Source organism: Flavobacterium anhuiense (assembly GCF_900101855.1).
Classification (GTDB): domain Bacteria; phylum Bacteroidota; class Bacteroidia; order Flavobacteriales; family Flavobacteriaceae; genus Flavobacterium; species Flavobacterium anhuiense.
The window spans coordinates 162493-186810 of the sequence record NZ_FMVC01000005.1 but is presented as its reverse complement, the minus strand read 5'-3'; the positions used below and the strand labels follow the sequence as shown (position 1 = coordinate 186810).

15 protein-coding genes are annotated in these 24318 nt (G+C 35.3%); 4 read left to right on the top strand and 11 right to left on the bottom strand.

Annotation, left to right across the window (positions count from 1 at the left end; genetic code table 11):
• Nucleotides 1-52 precede the first annotated feature (52 nt).
• From BLP44_RS14690 to BLP44_RS14660, 7 genes are all read right to left on the bottom strand, one after another.
• Complete coding sequence (locus BLP44_RS14690) at nt 53-1888, bottom strand: metallophosphoesterase family protein (RefSeq protein ID WP_091134042.1); 1836 nt, start codon at nt 1886-1888, stop codon at nt 53-55.
• Nucleotides 1889-1939: 51 nt separating this feature from the next.
• Nucleotides 1940-2500, bottom strand: coding sequence for a hypothetical protein (locus BLP44_RS14685; RefSeq protein WP_091134040.1), 561 nt, complete (start codon nt 2498-2500; stop codon nt 1940-1942).
• A gap of 15 nt (nt 2501-2515) precedes the next feature.
• Entirely contained in the window at nt 2516-4789 is a 2274-nt protein-coding gene (locus BLP44_RS14680; RefSeq protein ID WP_091134038.1) for a GH92 family glycosyl hydrolase, read from the bottom strand.
• Between the two features lie 21 nt (nt 4790-4810).
• Nucleotides 4811-7123 carry a GH92 family glycosyl hydrolase gene (locus BLP44_RS14675; protein ID WP_091134036.1) on the bottom strand — a complete coding sequence of 771 codons (2313 nt, stop codon included), beginning with the start codon at nt 7121-7123 and terminating at the stop codon, nt 4811-4813.
• Between the two features lie 269 nt (nt 7124-7392).
• On the bottom strand, nt 7393-9006 hold the full coding sequence (locus BLP44_RS14670; protein WP_091134444.1) for a RagB/SusD family nutrient uptake outer membrane protein: 1614 nt from the start codon (nt 9004-9006) through the stop codon (nt 7393-7395).
• A 19-nt stretch (nt 9007-9025) separates the two neighbouring features.
• Nucleotides 9026-12037 (bottom strand): SusC/RagA family TonB-linked outer membrane protein, encoded by a 3012-nt coding sequence (locus tag BLP44_RS14665; RefSeq protein WP_091134034.1) that lies wholly within the window; start codon nt 12035-12037, stop codon nt 9026-9028.
• Between the two features lie 279 nt (nt 12038-12316).
• Nucleotides 12317-14485 (bottom strand): alpha-N-acetylglucosaminidase, encoded by a 2169-nt coding sequence (locus tag BLP44_RS14660; protein ID WP_091134032.1) that lies wholly within the window; start codon nt 14483-14485, stop codon nt 12317-12319.
• A 289-nt stretch (nt 14486-14774) separates the two neighbouring features.
• Between BLP44_RS14660 and BLP44_RS14655 the strand changes: the two genes are divergently transcribed.
• Nucleotides 14775-15509 (top strand): helix-turn-helix transcriptional regulator, encoded by a 735-nt coding sequence (locus tag BLP44_RS14655; RefSeq protein ID WP_170830247.1) that lies wholly within the window; start codon nt 14775-14777, stop codon nt 15507-15509.
• Nucleotides 15510-15582: 73 nt separating this feature from the next.
• On the top strand, nt 15583-16113 hold the full coding sequence (locus BLP44_RS14650) for a dihydrofolate reductase family protein (RefSeq protein WP_035692297.1): 531 nt from the start codon (nt 15583-15585) through the stop codon (nt 16111-16113).
• Between the two features lie 281 nt (nt 16114-16394).
• Here BLP44_RS14650 and lpdA read toward each other — a convergent pair whose 3' ends face one another.
• The 4 genes from lpdA to BLP44_RS14630 all read right to left on the bottom strand — a co-directional run bounded on the left by lpdA (nt 16395) and on the right by BLP44_RS14630 (nt 21727).
• Nucleotides 16395-17798: a dihydrolipoyl dehydrogenase gene (lpdA, locus tag BLP44_RS14645; RefSeq protein WP_091134029.1), complete on the bottom strand. Its 1404-nt coding sequence runs from the start codon at nt 17796-17798 to the stop codon at nt 16395-16397.
• 65 nt (nt 17799-17863) lie between these two features.
• Complete coding sequence (locus BLP44_RS14640) at nt 17864-18466, bottom strand: TetR/AcrR family transcriptional regulator (protein WP_091134442.1); 603 nt, start codon at nt 18464-18466, stop codon at nt 17864-17866.
• 274 nt (nt 18467-18740) lie between these two features.
• Entirely contained in the window at nt 18741-20672 is a 1932-nt protein-coding gene (locus BLP44_RS14635; RefSeq protein WP_091134027.1) for a glycoside hydrolase family 97 protein, read from the bottom strand.
• Between the two features lie 32 nt (nt 20673-20704).
• On the bottom strand, nt 20705-21727 hold the full coding sequence (locus tag BLP44_RS14630) for an aldose epimerase family protein (protein ID WP_091134025.1): 1023 nt from the start codon (nt 21725-21727) through the stop codon (nt 20705-20707).
• A gap of 115 nt (nt 21728-21842) precedes the next feature.
• Here BLP44_RS14630 and BLP44_RS14625 point away from each other — a divergent pair, with 115 nt between their 5' ends.
• On the top strand, nt 21843-22772 hold the full coding sequence (locus BLP44_RS14625; RefSeq protein WP_244511782.1) for an AraC family transcriptional regulator: 930 nt from the start codon (nt 21843-21845) through the stop codon (nt 22770-22772).
• A gap of 127 nt (nt 22773-22899) precedes the next feature.
• Entirely contained in the window at nt 22900-24309 is a 1410-nt protein-coding gene (locus BLP44_RS14620) for a sugar porter family MFS transporter (protein ID WP_091134020.1), read from the top strand.
• Nucleotides 24310-24318: the final 9 nt, after the last annotated feature.

The window sequence follows — 24318 nt, the reverse complement described above, 5'->3', positions numbered from 1 at the left end:
GAAAATAAATTATAAATGCAATTTAATCTTTTTGATTTAATAAATATTAAAATTATTTAACAGATAAGTTATGAATTTTACCATTTTTCAAATCAATCTTAAAATGATCGGAAGGCTCTCCATTCATGGTTTTATGAAATATTTCTGCCCATAAAATCAGTTTGGGGTCATCTGCTTTTTTTAACTGTCTGCATATGACTTCATATTGTTTTAATCTTTCTTTTCCAATTTTTGAAAATGCTAATTCGTCAGCACTTTTTAAACGGTAAAAATCGAAAATCATATCAAAACCATTCCATGATTCAAAATCGGAAAGGGTCAGAGAATTCTCTTTCAAATCTTTAGCAACTTCTTCCCTATTTTTGTTCTTTTCTAATAAATCTCTTCCTGATAGATTTACAATAGATTTTAGAAATTCTGCAGGAAAATCTTCAGGCAAAAACCTTAGACGAACCAACTCTTTTAAATGCCAATTGGTAAATTCTTCATAATCTTTTGCCTTTAGAATTTCTTTATCCCAAACGTCTTTACTTTTTATTTCTTTTAAATGAGCATATTCCTCTTCATAAAAAGGAATAAGACTATTGAATTTATGTACTTTTCCAATTACAACAGTTTCAACTTCGAGTTCAGAATCTGAATCAATGGTCAAAATTTTATAAGCTGGCATATAAGCGGCAAGCGATGGAGTTTGAATATTAAACAGCGTGTTTCCTTTTGCTGTCGTTCTAACGCCTGTATCGTTTATGTGCATGTGTCCGCCAAAATGAACCTGAATTCCCGCATCTGCAAATTGCTGTGCGACATCTTCATTGGGAACACGCTGCAATTGCATTTTATTGGCACCGAAAAGCTGTTTCAATTCAGCTGAAGCATTATTATTAAATTCCACCATTGGGTAATGGCTAAAAGCAATTAGTATTTTTCCTTTTGCTTTTGCTTGCTCTGCCACTTTTTTTACCCATTTTAGCAAATGGCTTTTATAAATCAGAACATTATTGTACCCTGTATTGGCTCCAGAAAAGTCATGAGGATCATTTGGTTTTCCTGATAATTTTTCATTCGGAACATACGCATTGGCATCTATAGCTAAAAGCCAGATTCCTTGTATGGGTTCGACGAAATAACTTGCATCTGGCAGAAACAAATTGGTGTCTTTAATTTTATACGTTCTTTTTTCTAAAGCGGATTCTTTTTGGGCTTCTTCAAAATTATATTCTTGGTAAGTGTAGTTTGAAAAAGGTGTTTCCCAATACAAATCGGTCTTTTTAGGAAAGAAACCAAAATCACGCATTTCTTCAATCGTTTCTTTATAACCCCAATTTTTTATATCGGCAGTTATAATTGGAACTAGTTCGCTTTTACTTGCCTTAAAATTGTTTTCAGAACTGCTAATAATCTGTTCTTTTCCATCTTTTCCTAAAAAATCAGTTTTAACAGCATCTTGCGAAAAAGGTCTTACAACATCGTGATTTCCTGTGGTTACATAAAACGAAATGCCGTATTTCTGAGAATATTCGTTGAGTATTTTTCGTAATCCGCGAACATGAACGGGCTGTCCGTCATCACTAAAATCACCTGGAAGCACAACCTGTTTAATGCCCCTTTTTACGATGTCATTTAGCGCTGCTAAAAAAGCAAAGTAGTTTTCATTAAAAATTCGAGTTGAATGCAGTTGCGCATTCATGGTCCTAATATTGGCGTATTCGCCCGTTACAGGGTTTTGAATGCCTTGATAATTGCTGTCTTCAAATTTGGCAAAAATATCCTGTAAATGTGCATCGGCTATAAAACCAATCTTTATTTTTTGATCGTGCGAATGCTGTTCTGTTTTACAAGAAATTAGAACTGCAAAAATCAATACCCAACAGAAATTTTTAAATGCCATGGTTTATTATTATAACTCAGAAACTTTAACCCTTTGGGTGAAATTATTCTATTAATCCACGACCTTTACCAACGTTGGGTTGATTCCTAATGGATTATTTGTGATTTTACAGATTAAGGGGAAATCTGGATTTTTTACAATCCACATTTCAGTTTCATCAATCTTCGCTTTTACATGCAGAGCATCAACTGGTTTGCCTTCAATTTGAACACTTTCTGCATTTTTTTTATCTAGAACATATGTTGTATTATTATAAACAAAGGAACCTTTTTTGACTAAATCTTGATAAGCCGACTGCGAAATCATAAAAAACGTTTCTGTTGGTTTTAAGTTTAAAACTGGCTCATATTCTCCTTGATTAAAACTTAATTCGGTTCCGTTTTTTACGGCTTCGGGAAGCATTACTATTTTACTTTTCACGCCTCTGGTTTCTAATTTAAAAGCTAATTTATCAGTTGCTGTTTCTGCTATGAGCTGTAAAGTTCTCGTTTGTCCGTGCAGTTTGCAGACATAATGCAGTTGCGTATTATTTTTTAATGTTGGAATGTAATTTTGAGATATTCCTTTCTGATAAACGATGCAGAAAAGAAGCATTAAAAATATATTTTTCATCCTGTTTATCATTTTTTATTTATTTGGCGGTAAAATTGTCGTTCCCCAAGCTGATGGTTTTGAATCCATTTCTAAAACCAATTCACCACCGTTATTAATATCATCATGCGTAATCCATGCTTTGTTGTATGGTTTTCCATTTAGTAGAGCACTTTTTATGTATCTGTTTTTATCCGTCATTTTTTTAGCTGAGATGGTAAACTTTTTACCATTTTCCAACTGTATTACTGTTTCTTTAATCAAAGGCGTATTGATCAGATAATAAGGCTGTCCAGCATTTGGGTATAGTCCCATCATGTGGAAAGCCAGCCAAGAAGACATAGCGCCAGAATCATCATTTCCTGGCAAACCTTCTCTCGAAGTATTAAAATTATTCTTTATAATGCTTCTAATCCTGTCACTGCTCAAATAAGGTTTTCCGATCCAATGGTACAAACAAGGCGTTAAAAATGAAGGTTCATTGGCCACATTATATAAATTTTGATCAAAGAAAATATCCAGACGGTTTTCAAATGCTTTCTCTCCTCCCGATTTTTTAATCAGTTCTGGAACATCATGCGGAATGCTAAATGAATATTCCCAAGAAGTTCCTTCGTAGAAAAACACGCACCAATGGCATACATACCAAGGAGATTCGATAATAACAGGCGTATACTTAAAAGTAGGTTTCTGGATTTTGGATTCTCCAAAAACGACATCATCCAGCCAATTTCCGTCTTTGTCTTTTGGCATGATAAATCCTTTTGCTCCGTTATTTTCGTAATCGGCACGCCATAAATTCTGCCAGTTTTCAGCTTGTTTCATGTATTGATTATACAATTCTGTTTTGCCTAAACCTTTAGCCACTGTGGCAATATTATAATCGTTGTACGAATAATCGATTGTTCGGTTTCCTGCGCGGTCAGTGCCATAAGGAACGTAACCTAATTTAAGGTAATCCAAAAGTCCGCCGCGTCCTTCTCTTTCTTCATTTCCTCCCGGAGGCACCGTAGCGTCCTTAATCATGGCTTGTAAAGCCAATTCGTAGTCAATTCCTTTTAAGTTTTTCACAAAAGCATCAGCGATAACCACCTCAGCATTTGATCCGCCTTGAGTTCTTCCATTATCATTTCCGCTTCTTCCTTCTGGCATATATCCTTCACGTTTGTAAATATTAAGCATCGCGTTGATGATATCTACCTTTCGTTTGCTGTCAATCAGCGCGATTAACGGACTTGAAGTTCTAAATGTGTCCCAAATCGTATAAAAATCATCGTAATATGGCTCATCATTTGTCCATAAAGGATTCTCTCCTGTTCTGTCCACAGGCATAATCATAGTGTGATACAAACCTGTATAAAACATTTTTTTATATTCGTCTGAAGTGTCTTTTGAAAGCTGAATACGGCTTAATAAATTCTCCCATTTATTTTGCAGTGCGCCCAATACTACATTAAAATCCCAATGCGGAATTTCAGCATCTATATTATTCTTCGCTTTTAATTCGCTCAAAAACGAAATTCCGATTTTGACGTTCAGCTCTTCTTTTCCTCCATTTCCGAAAGACAATAATGCGGCTGTTTTCTTTCCTGAGTCAAATTGGGTTTTCTGATTATTATAGAATTTTCCGTCTTTGAAAGTCACATATTTCGCTATTGGCTGATCGAAAACGGCACAGAAATAAACCGTGTAAGCTCTTCCATTATTCCATCCGCCTCTAATTCTGCTATAGCCTCTCACTTCTGTATCTGAAACTATTTCAATTTGTGAGCCAACAAACTGCTGGGCTTCTCTAGCATCAGGAATTTTTTCTTCTCCCAAAAAAAATCCTGGGTCTATCTTTAATTCTTTTGAACTGTTTTTAGGATAGGTAATTCTATAAAATGAAACTTTCTCTCCAGTCGTAATTTCAGTTTTAATGTTATTTGCTTTAAAAACAGTTTCGTAGTAACCCAATTTTACATTTTCTTCAGCTCTAAAAGAAGTCTGATCCATTTTATCCAAAGCACCAGAAAAAGGCATAATCAGGATGTTGCCGTACTTTGGTCCTCCACCCGTTCCACTCACATGCACTTGACTGAATCCTGTCACTTCTTTTGGTTCTGGAAGCCAACCGCTGTTTGGACTAGAAGTACAATCTGGACTTGGTTTTACCATTCCATAAGGACAAGAAGGCCCGATAAAAACTCTTCCCACGCCTTCTGAACCTATCATTGGATCAACATATTGATGTACATTCTGCTGAGCACTGCTATTTATGGCAAGAAGAAAACTTGCTGCTAAAAAAATGAGCGACTTTGTATTTTTCATTCCCTAATTATTTCTTTAGTATTAAGATTTTGGCTGATCTGACATTTCTAAGATTAACTCACCTCCATTTGTAATCTGTTGATGCGAAAGCGTAAAGTCTTCTACTGTTTTATTATTGTATCTGATATTTTTTATATATACATTTTCTGAGCTATTATTCTGGGCTCTAATTACAAATGTCTTTCCTGAATAATATGCTGGATTCAAATCTATCGTAATTTTGTTGAAAATTGGACTTCCTGTTTGGTAAACTGCATCCTTGTCTGTTCCCCCGTTCATTTGAAACAAGCCTATTTTAAGCAAAACGTTTAAACTTCCCATTAGACCTTGGTCTTCATCTCCGTTATAGCCAGTTGCAGGAGATAATCCGCTGAAAGTGGTTTTCACTACGTTTCTAGTCCAGAACTGCGTTAAATCGGCTCTTCCTAAAAGAGTAAATATATTGGAAGTTTGGATTGATGGCTGATTTCCGAAATTTACAGGAATCCTGCTGAATTCTGGATGCAATTCTGCGTCATGTGAAGTTCCTGAGGTATAATTTTGTTTTTTAGCTGTTTCAAATTGAATATTCAATTTTTCTGTTGCTTTTTCTTTTCCGCCCATTAATGATGCTAAACCTTCAATATCATGAGGAACAAACCAAGTTGACTGTGCTCCGTTAGATTCAATAAATCCGTTTTCATACTGATAAGGATCATAATTTTCGCGCCATTCTCCTTGCGCATTTCTCGGACGCATCCAACCGATTGACGAATCAAATATGTTTTTGTAGTTTTCAGATCTTTTCATAAAGTATTGGTAATCCTCTTCATGATTCAGTTTTTTAGCCAGCTGCGCCAAAGTCCAATCCTGATAGGCATATTCTAAAGTCTGGCTTGCTCCGTCTTGATGGCTTCCGAAATTGCCATCGGGAAGCGGGTACGGCACATATCCTTTTTGCAAATAATATTTTAGTCCGCCTCCAATATTGGTATTGTGCTCATATCCTGCTTTTTCCATAATACCGCCCGGCATATGATTTTTTTTGAGTGCTATATAAATCTCTTCTAAATTTTCTTTTACAATTCCTTTTTGGATTGCGCTGACTATAAATGGAGTTGTCGAAGCTCCTGTCATTACATACGTATCATTTCCGCCAGCAGGACCGCGAGGAATGATACCGCCATCTTTGTAATACTGCATTAGCGAATGCACAAATTCTTCCATAATCTCAGGATAAACCAATCCCCAGAGGTTGCTAATCGTCCATTGTGCGCCCCAAAAAGCATCAGAATTATAATGGTTGAATTTCGGTTTTCCATTAGCGCTCAAAGGCAATTGTCCTACCCTGAATTTGTTTCCTGTATTATCGGGATAGGCTCCATTTGCATCGCTGATCATTTTTCTTCCTTGTAAGGCATGCCATAAATCAGTATAAAATCTTCTTTGATCGCTCTCAGTGCCTCCTTCTATTTTTATTCTTCCTAATAAAGCACTCCATTCTTTTCTTGAATCCGCAACTGTTTGGTTAAAATTCCAATAAGGCAATTCAGTTTCAATATTCATAAAGGCATTTTCTATAGAGGTATACGAAATGCCAACTTTTATCAGTATTTTATCTTTGGCTCCACCAAAATGGATTAAACAATTTCCTGTCGTATTATCTCTTTCTACAGAAGTAATTGGTTGATTTGTTTTGACTTTAAAAAATACGGTCAATGGTTTTGGACGCCTGAAATTAGTGCTCAAAACTAATGATCCAGAAAGTTCATAATCATTGTCTTTTTCTAATTTCCCGTTAGTGTTTTCACAAGGCCCTAAAACAGTGTTCAGATTAAAAAGAACTGCTTTCTGTGCTTTTTTAGGAAAAGTATATTGATGAAATCCGACTCTTGGTGTGCTGGTCAATTCTGCCGCTATCTGATATCTGTCTAGTTTTAACGAATGATATCCTGGTGTTATGATTTCGGTCTGATGGCTAAATTTGGAATAAAAGTCTTTAAAAATAGTTGATTTGTTGGCATCAGAAATCGTAACTGGCATTATAGATACACCAGACATCTGCCATTCGTGAATGTGGCTGAAACCTTTAACTGTATCTGTAGTGTATTTATATCCGCCTCCCCAATCGCCTTTAATTTCAGTATCGGGACTTAAATTAACCATACCAAAAGGGCGGCTTGCTGATGAAAAGTAAAACCATCTTGAATTTTCGGTGTCCAACAACGGATAAACCATATCTGATACTTGTTTCTTTTGCAAGGAAATGGCTTTCTGAGCGTTGCATGACAATAAAAAAACTAAAGTCAAACTTATGGCAATATGTCCTATTTTATAGATTTTACTTAGTTCCATTTATGCTGTGTATTGATGGGACAAATTGGGCTGATAATGATTTTTCTAAAAATTAAAAGAATGTTACAAAGCTTAATCTCTCATTTATCTTCAAAAAACACATTTGATTAGGCTTTGCAAGCATTCTAAAAATGAAACAAAAATGAATTGGTTATTATAAGTAGCAAAAACCAATGTTACTTTTAGTAAAAAGGAGAAGAATTTTACGCTCTTCTCCTTTCAAAATTAAATCGGGTTACACAATGCGTACCTATTTAAAACCCTTATTTTTAATATCCGTCATTTTGAATTAAAGCTGGATTTAAAACCATAGCATTGGTTGGAATCGGGAATACACGACGATAAACATCTGTATTAGTTTTATAGCCCCATGATCCTTCATATTTTCCAAAACGAATCATATCGTTTCTATGCCATGCCTCCCAAGCAAACTCACGGCTTCTTTCTTTGTAAAGCTCTTCTAAAGTAACACCGCTTACAGGTGCAGATGTTGTACGGTTAGAACGAACCATGTTTACCAACGCATCTGCGCTTTGACCTAAAGTTACAGCGCCTCCGCGAAGGATTGATTCTGCTTTCATTAAAAGCACATCTGAATAGCGTAAGAAAGGAACATCATTCTTTTGGTTACGATTTGTTGAAGTAGCATCTGGGTAAAATTTAATATTTCTATACCCCATGTTCCAAGCAATTTCATCGTTTCCAAGATCAAATAAAGCTTCACTCTGACGAGGTATAATATTTGGCGTTAAATTTACTTGATAAGTATATGACGCACCTCCATCAGATCCTGTGTAAAACTGGTCATATCCTTTTTTAGTTGTTGTAACCATAACTGGAGTCACGCCATCATTCATGTACTGAAGACCAGTCAACCACTGTTTGTTACGAATATCGTTAGGATCATTAAAATAAGCATAAAATTCAGGAAGCGTACTTCTAGGCGCACTTGGCGTAAAAGAAAGACCAAATTTAGCTCTCTCAGAACGTGGCACATCATAACGTGCGTGATACATTTGTCCGTTGTAGCCAACTGTAACTGCTGCTGGATCATAAGGAACTGCAAAAATAAACTCTTTCATTTGCGGCCCATTGGTTGGGTAAAACATCTGCAGGTAAGTTGCTCTTGGCTCAACAGCATATAATCCTGAATTAATTACCTCATCGCAAGCTGCAATACAATCTGTATAACGTGAGGTTCCTGAATATATCTCAGCATTCAGATATAATTTGGCTAGCATTGCATTGGCAGTCTGTTTGTTTGGTCGTCCATAAGTGCTAACCCCAGATGCAGGATTCAAATTAGGAACGGCACTTTTTAATTCCTTTTCAATAAAATTAAAAACTTCTTTTCTTGGTGTTTTAGCATGAGCAGTAAAATCTCCATACAAGGTATCCAAAGGCACATCTCCATAACTATCCATTAACATGAAATAAGAAATAGCACGCATTGTTTTGATCTCTGAAATCAGAGTCTTTTTCTCTGTTCCTTCTGGCATTGTCTGTCTTAAAATTGAAATCGTCTGATTGCATGTTCCAATCACTTTAGATGTCCAATCCCAAAGACTTCCAATTATACCATTGTCAGCATTCCAGTCATGGTAATGCATGGCAATATAATTTCGGTTATCGAACCAGTTTCCTCCTCTTGCAGGCAAAATAGATTCATCTGTACTTAAAGATTGAGCCCACCACCAAGCAAAAGAAAATTCTCCTCTGAAAGCTACATAAACTGGACCCGTGGCCTGAACATATTGTGTTGAATTTTGAGGAAATACATCAGGTGTCAATTGTGTTGTAATAGGCACATCTAGGTCACTGCAAGACCATACTAAACCAGCCATAAGTACTGGGAGTCCTAAATATTTTAATATCTTTTTCATAATTTTTAGCATTTAATTTTTAGAAGGTCACATTTAAACCGAACAAATACGTTCTTGTTTTTGGATAGAAGTTATTTGAATCTACACCAGGAGCTGTTCCTCCTTGTTCTACCTCAGGATCAATTCCAGTATATTTAGTGATCACAAATACGTTGTTTACGGTGTGATAAAGGCGAAGACTGCTTATGAACTTGCCTACTTTACCAAAATTATATCCTAATGTCATGTTGTCCAATCTTATATAGCTTCCGTCTTCGATAAAACGATCTGAATATTTAAATGAGTTTAAATCATTTGGAGATTCATTTCCTGCATCAACCAAAATATTATTGGTCATTGCCGTACTTGGTCTAAACAAATCGGCACGAGTTGCGTTGAAAATTTTATTCCCGAAAACTCCTCTGAAGAAAATACTTAAATCAAATTTTTTGTATTGAAAATTATTTGCCCATCCCATCAATAATTTTGGCTGTGCACTTCCTGCATAATGGTAATCTACCCCAATTTGCGGTGTAGTAGTCAAATCACCATTTTTGTCATAATACTGAGAAACCCCAGCTGCATTTTTTCCTGCATATTTCAAGGTAAAAAACTGTCCAAGAGGTTTTCCTTCTTTAAAAATTTGCAAAGTACTTCCTGTCTGTCCGCCTCCGTCTGGCTGTACACGACGGATAGAGTCACCTCCAACAAAAAACGGACTAGTTAATTTCACGATCTCATTTTTGTTATGAGCCAAGTTAAGGCTAGAATTCCAGCTGAAATTTGCTGTTTTAACTGGAGTTGTGCTTAAGCTAAGCTCAATACCTTTGTTAGACATTGTACCTCCGTTTGCTACAATTGTTCCTACTGGCACCAATACTGGATTAACATTATAGTTGAAGATCATATCTGTTGTCTTCTTGTCGTAAACATCAACAGAACCTGTTACTTTTCCTTTCGCAATAGAGAAATCAAGTCCAATATTTGCTGTCGCTGTTTTTTCCCATTTCAAATCAGGATTTGCAGCCTGGTTAGGTCCATAAGCCCCAATCTGTTGTCCGTTGTAATAAAAAGTTCCTAAACTTCCAGATATAAATTGAGCCGTATAAGCATTAAACCCAGAAGAATTTCCTGTTACCCCCCAGCTTGCACGCAGTTTCAAATCGCTAAAAATATTCTGGTTCTGCATAAAACTTTCTTTGTCCAATCTCCATGCACCTCCTACAGATGGAAAATATCCCCATTGGTTATTTGCACCAAACATAGATCCACCGTCTCTTCTTAGAGATCCTTGCAAAAGATATTTGTCTTTATAATTATAGTTTAAACGTCCGAAGTATGAGATTAAACGTGTTTTTTGATAGGCTTTGCTATCACCAAAATTTACTACATAACCATTAACTGAAGTGTAATTACTTAAAGCTAAGTTATTGTATCCAACATTGTCTACAGGAAAGTTTGTCGTTGTAGCCTGAAAACCATCTCCTAAAGTATTTTCCTGCCATGAGTACCCCAAAACAGCTTTTATTTTATGATCTCCAAATGTTTTATCCCATGTGAAGAAACTCTCTATAATATTATTTCTAGTTTCATAAGAATTTCTCAATGCAGAACCATTTACACCAAAGTTAACTAATGTTTTTGTCAAAGGTGGATCTGGGTTGTTATAAAAGTTCGCACTATTGTATTGAGAATAATAACTGTCATAAAACTCTCCGTGTGAAGCCGTTAATCTCTGATGTGCTAAATTCAAATTATACGTAATTCCAAAAGGAAGTTTTACTTCTGCAGTAAGATTCCCTACAAGGTTATCTGTTCTAGTTTCGTCAGTACCGTGTTCAATTAAGGCTACAGGGTTAAAATATCCTGGGCTCACAAAATTTTCAAATAAACTTCCATCAGGATTTCTTACTGGAGACACAGGAAGATAACTTGCTGCTTGCAAAAGTACCGTATTACGTTGCGGTACATTTTGATATTTCGTATTTGAATTAGTAACGTTCAAGCCAAATTTAACTTTATCATCAAAAGCATATTGTTCAACAGACAAACGAGCAATTATACGAGAGAAATCACTTTTTAACATAACTCCTTCCTTATTAATCGAAGTGATGCTTGCAGTATAGCTTCCGTGATCTCCTCCACCACTCATAGAAAGATTATGGCTGCTTGATTTGGCACGTCCAGGTCTTAAAATTTCTTTTTGCCAGTTTGTGTTGGCACCTTTGTCATTTTCTGGAGTAAAGTTTAGATTGTTTTTTGTTGTAAAATCTCTCAACTGATCTGCATTCATCATATCCAGATTGTTTGAAACTTCTTCCCATCCAACATATCCATTGTATGCCACTTGCGTTCTACCCTTGCTTCCTTTTTTTGTTGTTACCATAATAACCCCATTTGCAGCACGGTTACCATAAATTGCCGTTGCAGCAGCATCTTTTAAAACGTCAATAGTAGCAATATCATCTGGAGAAATCACAGAAATGTCTACACCAGGAATACCGTCAATTACATAAAATGGCCCTTGAGAACTATTTAATGTTGAAGCTCCACGCAAAACCACAGAAGCCGTTTTTGTTGGATCGCCGCTTGAAGAAATATTCAAACCAGAAACTTTTCCTTGCAAAAGCTGTCCAACGTCGCTGATTGCTCCTCTGTTCAAATCTTCAGCCTTAACAGATGAAACTGCAGTGGTTAAGTTTTTACGAGATCCTTTACCGTAACCTACAACAACAACTTGCTCTAAGTTGGTTGTGGTAGACATCATTTTAATCGAATAGTTGGTTTTCGTTCCGTCTAATTTTACGGCTTGATCTTCAAAACCCATAAATGAAAACACAAGTATTGCATTTTTGTTTGAAGTCGTAAATTTAAATTTTCCGTCAAAATCTGTTGTAACAGTATTAGTTGTACCTTTCTCAAGTACATTAACTGCTGGCATAGGAATACCTTTGTCATCCAATACAACACCGGACACTTCTGTTTTTTGTGCCCAAGTATTAATTGAGAAGCCAAAGAAAAAGGCTAATAATAATAGTTTAAGTTTTTCCATTGTAAATGTTGGTTATTTTAGTTAAAGTATTGACGAAATTAGTGCTAAAGAAATGTTAACAAATGGACAAGTTATTCATAAACATGGATAATTTCTATAAAGTCAATGATAGTAAGGCTTAGCGACGTTTTTTTTATACAATTATATAATGAAAAACTGACTAATAAATCGATTTCGGAAATTTTTCTTCTGCATACTGATGGTGTGGCTTTATGTTATGTTATTAATATTGGGTTAAAATATGTTTATATACGAAGTTATTATCACATAAGAATAAATTTATTTGCTTTCTGTCCAATTAATTTCCCAATTTTTAATTGATTCTCTTTCTTTATTTTCATCAAAAGAAGTATTAGTAACGGCTGCTTTTTTTAGAGCCTCCAAAAACATTTTCCATCTTGGCCAGTAAAATCCTTTGTACATTCCTTTCCATGACCTTGAAGCATAGTCATTCAAATGGCCTTCTCCACCCCATAGGGTAATTAATGTTTTGGCATTTTTAACATACAATGAAGAAACTTCTGGTGAACTTCCATAATCTGAGGCCGATTTCACCCATTGATTTAAATTATTTAAAGGCTGTCCAGACATCATCTTATCTGTTTCTAAAACTTGTTTTTCGATCTGTTTAAACAATTGATCTCCTTTTGCAATGTTTTTCTCCTGATACGCTTTTACGCATTCAATCAATTCTTCGTCAATAGAAAGTGAATTATAATGTCTCGAAACATCTATTAAATCGTATTGAATAAGATTCTTCTTATTGTACTTTTTAGCTTCTTTTTTCAAAATATCCAAAGCCTCTTTTAATTTGATTTTATCTCCCGGATTTCCTTTAAACTCCGTAATTTTCAGTGTAGGACGTTTGAATAATAGATATGCTCCAGCCCAGTCGTTCCACCAACGTGTTTCCCAATATTTAACATTATAAACCGATTTGAGCAATAAATCCCAAGCGTGAAAAACAGATTCTGAAGTCTGTCCATACCTTGCATTTAAATATTTAGCCATCCAATCATTTAAAGGCTGTTCTGCTTTAGTCCATGGCAGATCATATATATATTCGTAAACTATCGAATTATTGTTTAATCCTTCAGGCATTGCTCCGTAGCCTACAATATTTCCTCTATTTGGATTTTTAAGCAAGCTTGCCAATTCATCTTTATAAAAATTCAAATCTCCATAAACTGGGTTTGATCCTCCGTAATTATGTACATACCCGTATGTCCATTGTTTGCCATAAAAAGCTTCCTGATTTTCCCACACCTTATATCTATCGTTGGCGTAATCTTGAACCATCACTTTCTCATTTGGAACTTTGCTTAAAAATGCCTTCGTTGCTTCCTTAGTCCAAAATTCTTTGTTATCACCAAAAAGCCATCCCTGCATAACCCAAACAGCACCAGGAGCGGCTTCATCTATAGTTTCATAAACAGCGCTTCCATAATTGGAAAGTTCTTCATATTTATTGTGCTCAGAAACAGGAGGCTCGATTTCATTGAAGGAATCGGCTAAATAAAAATTAGACTTTCCGTACATTTTGGTATAAATTTCAATAAAACGCTTTCCAATTTGTTTGAATAATGGATCTTTGGAATCTAATAGAAAAGTACTGGCAAATCCACCGCCTGACCATGATTTAAGTTCTGTAATTTTAGCTTCGGGATGCTTTTCGGCGAAAGCCTTTGGCACATAACCGCTAAAAGCCGGTACGACAGGATGCATGTCCAACGCTTTCATTCTTTCTAAGATTTTCTTCTGAAGTGCTTCTTTTTTAACAAACCATTCTTGTGGCAATGGACCTTCCAAACTATTAATATTGCCCATACGCTGCCAAGGAAGATAAGCTGGTCCTGCAAAATGAGATTCTAACTGCGAGCTGGTTAAGCCATATTCTTTCCATAATTCCTCCCAAACCGCTTCTTGACCTTCCATTGCCGTCGGCAGATTGATTCCGTGCAATGCCATCCAATCAATTTCCTGTTCCCAACGTTTCCAGTCCCACCACGGAGTTGTATAGCCAAAAGTACAGGCATTCAGATATTCTCTGTACTGAAAAGGCGTTTCTCCTTTTTTTGAATATTTCGGCCATGCTTTAGGCAAATCAATTCTGTTTCCCTCCCAACTAATCAAAACTGCTCCTATGTCTTTTAAGAAATTGTATGCGGCATAACAGATTGCGGTATTAGTCGAACCTTTTATCTTGACCAAATTATTCTCTGTCTCAATTTTAAACCATTCCGAGTTACTTTTTTTGTTTTCATCAAGACTTAACTGAAATTCGTTGGCACGACTTCCCACAAGTCTTTCAATAACTCCAAAAGCACTTTTTGTCTTTTCTTCATTTTGGCAATATCCTTTTACTGGACCAAAAAACAATAGCATAAAAGCTATGACAGCCAATTTTAGGGAACTGCTCTTTTTAATTTTAAAATTCTCGCTTTTCATATAAATCACATATTTATTAAATTGTCTTAATCACTTTGGCTTAACAAAACAAAGGAGATTAAATAACTATTAATCTCCCCTGCACAAACAAAACCTAACAAATTTTACTAACATTAGCAGTCTTACCCAAAAAACCATAACAACGAAGTAAGATCTGAACTGAAAATAAAATTATATATAATGCTATCCCATAAGATGGATTTATCGGTCAAAAGCATAGACATATTTAACAGTCTTTTTATTCGTTCAAATTGAAGGTTAGCTACTTTTGTAACTAATATAGATGCGTATGGAATACATAAAAATAAAACCCTGCAAGGAATTAGAACCTTATATTCATTTCTTTTGGGAACTAAAAGGAAACCCATACGAAGCGCAGTGGGAACGGGTTTATCCAGACGGATGCAGTGGAATTATTATAAATTTAGGAAGCAACTGCTTGACAGATAACGGCTCTCTACATCTTGAATTCGGAAAAACTTACGCTGTTGGTGCTATGAATTCCTATAAAGATAGTTTAATTGATATGGATACTCATTTAGCAGGCGCATGTCTAAAACCTGCCGCTTTTGCTAATTTCTATAGCTACGACCCGCAAAATATATTGATTAATAATACTGTTGAATTTGAAAAATCTAATTCATTTCATGCTGATAAGATATTTGAAAAACCATTCGATTATTTTAACCGCTTCTATTTGGATAGAATAAACAACAAAAACATTCCTCTGCAATCTGTTATTAGGGATATAGATTTAACAAACGGACAAATCAGTATTTACGAATTAGCTAAAAAGAATTGCACAACGGTGAGACAGTTGGAGCGTAATTTTAAAAAATACATTGGATTCTCTCCAAAAGAATATTCAAATATTATTCGTTTTCAAAATGCTTTAAATATTATCCAAAAAACAAATCAACATCGAAGCCTTTCGGATATTGCATTTGAATGTGGCTATTACGACCATTCGCATCTCAGTAATGAAATTAAGCGAAACACTGGATTTTGGCCTTCATCATTATAATTTGTCGCATTTTTACAAAGTATAATCGGTGGCGCAAAAGTACATTTGACAGAACATTAAAACTTAATAAAAAATGCGAAAAATATCACTTTTCATCGCTATGAGCTTAGATGGCTACATAGCAAAGCCAAATGACGATCTTAGCTTTTTGAAACTTGTCGAAAAAAAAGATGAAGATTATGGATATGCTGAATTTACTGCTAATGTAGATACTTTAATTATTGGCAGAAAAACATATGATTATGTGCTAAAGGAAATCGGTGCATCTCATTACGACAACGGCCAAAGAGATGTTTATGTCATCACTCGAACTGAAAGGCCACAAATAGGGAGGACAATTTTTTATACAGGAAACATAGCCGAACTAGTCGAGAAGCTAAAATCTGAAAAAGGAAAAAATATTTATTGTGATGGCGGCGCTGAAGTAATAAATGAACTGTTGAAAAATAGTTTAATCGATGAATTCATAATTTCAATTATCCCTGTTTTATTGGGTAATGGAACCAAACTTTTTAAAGACGGCAGACCTGAGCAAATACTTGAATTTGTTTCGGCAAAAACATTTGAAACTGGATTAGTGCAGCTGTATTACAAAAAGAAATAGAATATTATTTTTCAGAATTATTTAAAAAATGATTTCGCAGCAAAACGATTCCATTCCACACAATAACATGCATCTTGCAAAACGAACTTCCCTTTGGCAAAATCTATTATATCAGGGTCGCTATATTTCTCGCCATTTCCTGCGCACTAATTCCGTTGTGCATCAAACTATTCAGTCTAAGAGCATAAAACACTAGAGGCAGCACAAATTTTCGCTGCCTCTAGTCTAGTTTGAATTTAATTTTAAACTAAAATGAATTATGATTTTTTCAATCCTTTGTTTTAAATATTAAGTGACGGCTTTCCTGAAGCAATCGTATATGCTTCTTTAAGCGCTTCTGAATAGGTTGGATGAGCATAACTGATAGAAGCCATGTCTCCCGCGGTCACTTCGTACTCTAACCCTACAACGGCTTGTGCTATAAGATCTGCTGCTCTAGCTCCTATAATGTGCACACCCAATAATTCGCCATATTTTGGATCAGAAATCACCTTAACAAAACCCTCCTGCTCCATACCTGCTCTGGCCCTGGCGTTGACTGCAAAAGGAAACTTGCCTATTTGATAAGCAACTCCATCTCTTTTTAATTCCTCTTCCGTGGCCCCTACAGAAGCAACCTCTGGCCAAGTATATACCTCGGAAGGAATACGGTTATAATGAATATGCGGTTTTTGACCATTTATCCTTTCCACCGCAAATACAGCTTCTTCCTCGGCTTTATGAGCCAACATGGCTCCACCAATAACATCACCAATAGCGTAAATATTAGGTACTGCTGTTTGGAGAAGTTCATTTACCTTGATAGTGCCATTGGCATTTAATGTTACATTGGTATTCTCCAGCCCCAAAGCAGTTACATTGGGTTTTCTACCTACTGCAACTAACACATAATCAACCTTTAGCTCATTTTGTTCGCCTTGTTTATTTTTGAAATACACTTTAGCTTTTTCACCCAGATTTTCTGTTTTGTAAACCGCTTGTCCCAATTTAATTTCAACACCTTCCTTACTTAAAATTTTAGCCAAAGCACTTCCGAGTTCCTGATCCATATTAACAATAAGGTTATCAGCATACTCTAAAATGGTCACTTTTGTTCCTATTCTATTAAAGATCGATGCCATTTCAACACCAATTACGCCACCACCGATGATAGCAATATGTTCAGGCTTCTCTTTCATATCCAACGCTTCAGTAGAAGTAATTATCTTTTTTTTATCTATGATGACACCAGGAATCGTAGCTGGTTTAGATCCTGTAGCAATAATATATTTCTTTGATTTTAAAAAAGTTTCGGTCTGATCGGCATGTGAAACTTTAATTTGTTCATCGCTGACAAAAGAAGCTATACCATGAAGTACGCTGATTTTATTCTTTTTCATCAGAAATTCTAGGCCTTGTGTGTTCTTCTGCACCACCTCGCTTTTGCGTCTGTAAAGCTGCTCAAAGTTTAGCTGGATATCTGAAAATTCTATTCCATGCGCTCTAAAACTCTTCGCTGCATCTGCATAATGATGCGTGCTATCCAGGAGTGCTTTCGTAGGAATGCATCCCACATTGGTACAAGTACCGCCCAAACTGTTATATTTTTCTATTAAAACTGTTTTGTAACCAAGCTGTGCGCTTCTAATTGCGGCTACATATCCGCCAGGACCTGATCCTATAACGGCAATATCAAATTCTTCCATTTTATTATTGTTTATTATTTTATAATTCAAAATAAACCAATCGGTCTTTTTTATAGTAAAAAAAATTATGCTCTTAACTGCATAATCATTTTTTCCAAAAACGACATTGCTACCTTGAGCTCGGTCATTCTATTATTCACTTTTGCCTGCATAAACGCCCCTTCGATTATCGAAATAATAATCACAGCCAATTCATTTGGATCTGTTTCTTCTTTTATTTCCTTTTCTTCAATACCTCGTTTTACCTGATTCACAATAGCAGTTTTCCAAAGATCAAGTGCCTTTTGCGCGCGTTCCTTAAGTTGCGGATGGGTATCATCTGCTTCTGTAGCTGTATTGAGTATCGGGCATCCCGACTGTAAAAACGGATATTTATAGTAGTTTTTATACATTTCTGGATAAACCAACAGTCCTTCAACTGAATCGCCTGTTGCTAGGATGCGTTCTTTCATATGCTGGGTAATCTTCGCAAAATTATAATCAAAGACTTTCAGGGCAATTTCATCCTTATTTTCAAAATTACCATAAATACAGCCTTTCGAAAGACCCGTTACGTTCATCAAATCATTGATGGAAGTACCTGCATAGCCTTTTGTATTAAAAACCGATGCCGTTTTTTCTATAATTAACTGCTTAGTATTTTCTGACTTGGATGTCTTTATTTTCATGGCCCTTTTTTTTACTATGACAAAATTACAATAAAAAAAGAACAATCGGTCTTTTTTATAAAAAATATACTGCTTCGCTTCTTGATTGTAAGCTTTTATTTTTTGATGCGAAGAAATGTCAATCAATAACATCTTAATAGATAAAAAAACTTAAGTTTTAAAACTCCTAAAGCATTTAAACTTTTTTTGTTAATAAGTATAAAATAAAAATCAATAGACTCTCTTATCTTTAAAAATCACACATTATTAACCAAACTTATTTTTCTATTTTCCGCTACTTAATAAATTGGATAATAAATCCTCCTTTTGGAGCCAAGCTATATTTCCAGTTTGAAGTTACAGGATAAGTCTCTACTTTAAATTCCATTAACTTATCGTTTCCTTCAGAAATAATTCTGAATTTTGAAAAACCTTTTCCGTATTTTTTCAGATCAATTGTTATGGTTTGATTTGCATTAGTTCCATTAATACCCACGATATAAGAAAGATTATCTTTCTGGCGTGACAATACTAATGCTTTGCCCGGCTCTCCAATGATACATTCTGTTTTATCCCATGTTGCTGGCATTTCTTTCAGTAAATTCTTCAACTCATTCGGAAGTGAATTGAAAACCTCTTCTGAATCGGCAAAATGAATTATTCCTGAAGTATAAATCATGGCCATAGCCAATTCGTGCGTCGCTGTATTTAAACGAGTGTACTTTCTAAAAGTCAAAGCAAATGGCGTATAATCTGCTGGTCCTGCAACATTTCTTGTAAAAGGCAATACAGTGTTTTGCTCCGCCGCTTTTTCAGGAAATCTTGGCTCATAAAAATAACTTTCAGTTCCTAAAATAGCCTCAGCTGTTACGAAATTCGGCCATGTTCTATGCCAGCCTCTTGGCATTGTAGTACCGTGCAGATTTACCAAAAGATGTTCCTTGGCTGCATCTTCAAAAACCGACTGCAGCGTTGCCATAACTTCCTGTCTGTCTGAACACCAAAAATCTATTTTAACTCCTTTTACGCCCATTTCTGCCAGCTCCTTAAATCTCTTCTTCCTTTTATCAGCGTCAAAATATTCAGCCGAATAACCCCAAACCAGTGGCTGAACTCCTTTCGACAAAGCATCGTCAATAATTTTTCCTTCTCTGTTTGCTTTTTCCCATCCAGCGTCAAAAAGCGTGTATCTAAATCCAAATGATGCCGAAACATCTGTAAACTTTTTATACATTTCTGGCGTAAAATCTTCAGGATGTGACCACCACGACCAAGCCGCTTTTCCTGGAACAATCCATGAAGTCTCTTCAATTTTAGAAGCTGGAGCCAAATCGGTAATCATGGTAGATAATAGTATATCTCCTGCTTTATCTCCAATCATAATTACTCTCCAAGGCATTGTCCAAGGCAAGTTTGATTCAGGATATGCAATTCCTTTATCAGCTAAAGGCAGTGTGAATTTTTCATCATTTTTAGCAAAAGCGATTCTGTAAATTCCATCTTTAGAATCTGAATCTAAATGACAGCCTGGAAATGAACCATCAGTTCCTGATTCTGCAATTAAAATCCAATTTTGAGTATTATTTACATTAAAAAGCGCCGGCATGCACCAGCCAACTGATTCACCTCTGGCACCATTTATAGGATCTCCAGGCTTTACATTAATATAAAAATCCTCATAACCTGGTGTATAATCTCCTGCTTTGTTATAAGGCTGCAACCATCCCTTTACATTCTGAGCTATATGAAAACCTGTCAATTCATTTTTAAGTATTCTAGTTTGCTTTTCCTGCTCGGGAAACTTATATCTAAAAGCAACACCTTCTTGGCCTGCAATTAAATCTATTGTCATTAAAGCGTCTTTGCTGTTTTTGAATGTAATGCTTTTGCTTTTAAAAACATGATCTATTACTTTGTTGTTCGCTACTTTAAGTTCGTATTGCTCACGCTTTTCTTCAATAGCTGAAACTTTTGCAACAGACAAGCCTGATGAAAAATCCTGATTTTCAAAAACAAGTCCAAGAGGCGAATCTTCGATTATTGTTTTATCTTTACGGGAAACCTTGTACGATAATTTTCCGTCTTTGGTCAGAGACAAATTGATTTCATTGAGATTATCTTTTGATTTTAAAGAAAGTTCTTCGTTTTGTGCAACACAGCTCGTTAGCACAAAAAATACCACAGGTATCAGCACACTTAAAGATCGGTTAAGAAAGATTTTTTTCATTTTATAATTATTAGAGGTGATAGTTCCTTTTGTTATTTTATTACATCAAAAGCATACATAATAGTTTCGTTATAAACTTGTCCGGATTGGAATATCGTATTCGGAAAATGCTGGTGATTTGGACTGTCGGGATAAAACTGGCACTCTAAGCAGAGTCCGTCAAATGAACTGTATAATTTATTATGTTCTCCAACAATATCACAGTTTAAATAATCTCCAGTATACAATTGTAGTCCTGGATATGAGGTATAAACACGCATTATTCTTCCCGATTTTTCATCATACAATTCGCAGACAGCATTTTCATTTTTAGTTTTTCTATCAAAAATATAATAGAGATTAAGTCCGTTGTTTTGCATCACGTCTTTTAATTCATCTCTCAAAAACAAATATTCGTCGGCGAGCAAAATTTTTCCAGTTGGAATATAATCAACAGTACTTTCCAGAATTTTTGATCCTTGAATGGTTAACTGATGATGATGTATTTTTTCTTTACAAGCTGTCAAATTAAAATAAGAATGATTGGTAAAATTTAACGGAGTTGGTTGATCGACTTCTGCCAGAAAATCAATTTTAAGTTCGTTTTGATCTGTCCATTTATAACGTACTATTGTTTTCAAATTCCCAGGAAAACCACCCTCTCCATCTTTACTTTCAAGAGAAAAAAATACGGCATCTTCTTCTACAATACAATCAAATACTTTGTTATTAAATCCAGCCGAACCACTATGATTATTATTTTTACCATCGTTTTTATCGAGATAATAGATTTTATTTTTGATAGAAAATGCCGCATTATGAATTCTATTTGCAAAACGGCCAACAGTCGCTCCTATATAAGATTGATCTTTTACATAACCTTCTAAAGTTGGAAATCCTAAAACCACATTTTCTTTGTTTTCCACTTTATCTGGCACTACTATGGATTTTACTATGGCACCATAATTAATAAGTTCGACATAGTTGCCGTGACTATTTGTGATCTGAAATTTGAAAATCTCTTTCTCATCATGCCAGCCAAAAGACTCCCAAACAATGTTATTTGTACCATTCATAAAGTTTTACAAAAAGTTTAGAATTTGAAGTGTTAGTATAGAATTTCAAATTTAGTTTTGATTATGGTTCTCAAAATGGACATTTTTTGTGAAAGCATGGATTAAATTACGATATTTGAAAAACACAATCTGGATCATGAAAAATGCAGCGCAAAAAGAAAAAACAAAAGTCAAAGAAGGTTTTCTAGGACAGCGAATGATTGTAATTCCAAAGAATATACTTTCGATCATTAAAAAGAATCCGCTTATAGCTGGTTTATATTTTACGGATATTGGTGTTTTCCCTAATGCAAGTCATCACTCCATGAAACGAAAACATGGGAGCAAGCAATACATTTTAATTTATTGTTACAAAGGAGAAGGCATCATAAGCAAAGAAAATAAAACCATAACATTAAAAGCCAATACCTTTTATATTATACCTCCTGAAGTTGCACATGATTATTATGCTTTAAAACAAAATCCGTGGAGTATCTACTGGATCCATTTTACGGGAGTGCAAGCTCCTTTTTTCTATGATAAATTCATTGCCGAACATCCTGACACTGCACCTCAACTATCACTTGAAGAAAGACGCATAGAACTTTTTGAAAACATATTAGACGTTATGGAAGACGGCTATAGCGCCAGTAATCTCGAATTTGCCAATCTTTCGTTATGGCAGTTACTAAATACCTTTTTGTATGAAAAATTCTTCATTCAAAGGAACCGAAAATTTTCAGAGGATAATACTATTGAATCGGCTATTGACTATATGAAAAAACATCTCGATATTTCCTTAAAAATTAATGATGTTGCCGCTTATTTTAATTATTCTCCTTCTCATTTTTTTACACTATTTAAGAAGCAGACTGGTTACTCTCCTATACATTATTTCAATTATTTAAAAATGCAGAAAGCCTGCCAATATCTGAGCTTTACCACTATGAGCATAAAAGAAATCAGTTTTAATTTAGGGTTTAATGATCCTTTATATTTCTCTCGTTTGTTCAAAAAAATCATGAGTACTTCACCAATACAATATCGAACCGAATACAAGCAGTAACGCAATTGTTTTCGCACTTAATCATTCAATAGTAAAAAATCAGATTATAATCCATCTATTCAAAAAAAATATCCATAAATCAAAGGTTCCTATTCCGCTAATTTTACAAAAGCTATAAAACCTTTTTATGAAAAACTATAATTATACCTTTTTACTATCAATCAGTCTTGTTGCGGCATTGGGAGGATTACTCTTTGGTTACGACTGGGTTGTAATCGGCGGCGCAAAACCATTTTACGAACTTTATTTTGGCATTACAAATTCTCCAGCTCTGCAAGGCTGGGCAATGAGCAGTGCGCTTGTAGGATGCGTCGCAGGAGCAGCCGTTGCAGGAAAACTAGCCGACAGTTACGGAAGACGTCCTATACTAATCGTTGCTGCCATATTATTCTCCTTATGCGCTCTTGGAACAGGAGCATCTGAAACCTTTACCGTGTTTATTATCTGGCGAATTATCGGCGGAGTCGGAATTGGAATCGCTTCTACCATTTCTCCTTTATACATTGCAGAAATCGCCCCTCAAGAAACCCGAGGATTATTTGTTTCTATCAATCAGTTAACCGTTGTGATTGGAATTCTTGCTGCACAGATTACCAATATGTTAATTACTGATGTTATTCCGCCAGATTATTCACATGAACAGATTTTAGCTTCTTGGAACGGTCAAACAGGCTGGAGATGGATGCTTTGGGCAGGATTTTTTCCCGCGGTTCTTTTCTTTATATTAATGTTTTTAATACCTGAAAGCCCTCGCTATCTTGCAAAAAAAGGGAACCATGATAAAGCAGAGAATACTTTAACTAAAATTGGAGGTTTGGCCTACGCCAAAGAAGAGATTGCCACAATTAAAGAAACTTTTACAGAAGAAACCGAAAAAACCGATTTCAAAATGTTGCTTGATAAAAGAGCTTTACCCATTCTGCTAATCGGAATTGTATTGGCCGCTTTCCAGCAATGGTGCGGTATTAACATCATTTTTAATTATGCTCAGGAAATCTTTGTTTCGGCTGGTTATAGCATTAATGATTTGTTTATGAATATCGTAATTACAGGAAGTATCAATCTTGTTTTTACATTGGTTGCCATGGGAACTGTTGACAAAATTGGACGTAAAAAACTAATGCTTTTTGGTTCGGCTGGACTTGCCATAATTTACGCCTTACTCGGTTATTTTTATTATACCAATGTTACCGGTCTCCCTTTATTATTACTGGTATTATTAGCAATTGCTATTTACGCCATGTCTCTTGCTCCTATTACGTGGGTTATTTTATCTGAAATTTTTCCTAACCGCATCAGAGGTGTTGCGATGTCTGTTGCCACATTTGCACTCTGGATAGCATCTGCACTTTTGGTACAAACGTTTCCAATCTTCAACGAATACTTAGGCACATCTGGAACTTTCTGGATCTACGGAATTATCTGTGCCTTAGGATTTTTGTTTGTATCTAAAAAACTTCCTGAAACCAAAAACAAAAGTCTCGAAGAGATTGAAAAACTGATGGTTTCTGATAAAGAATCAAAGAATATTCAATAATTTAAATTT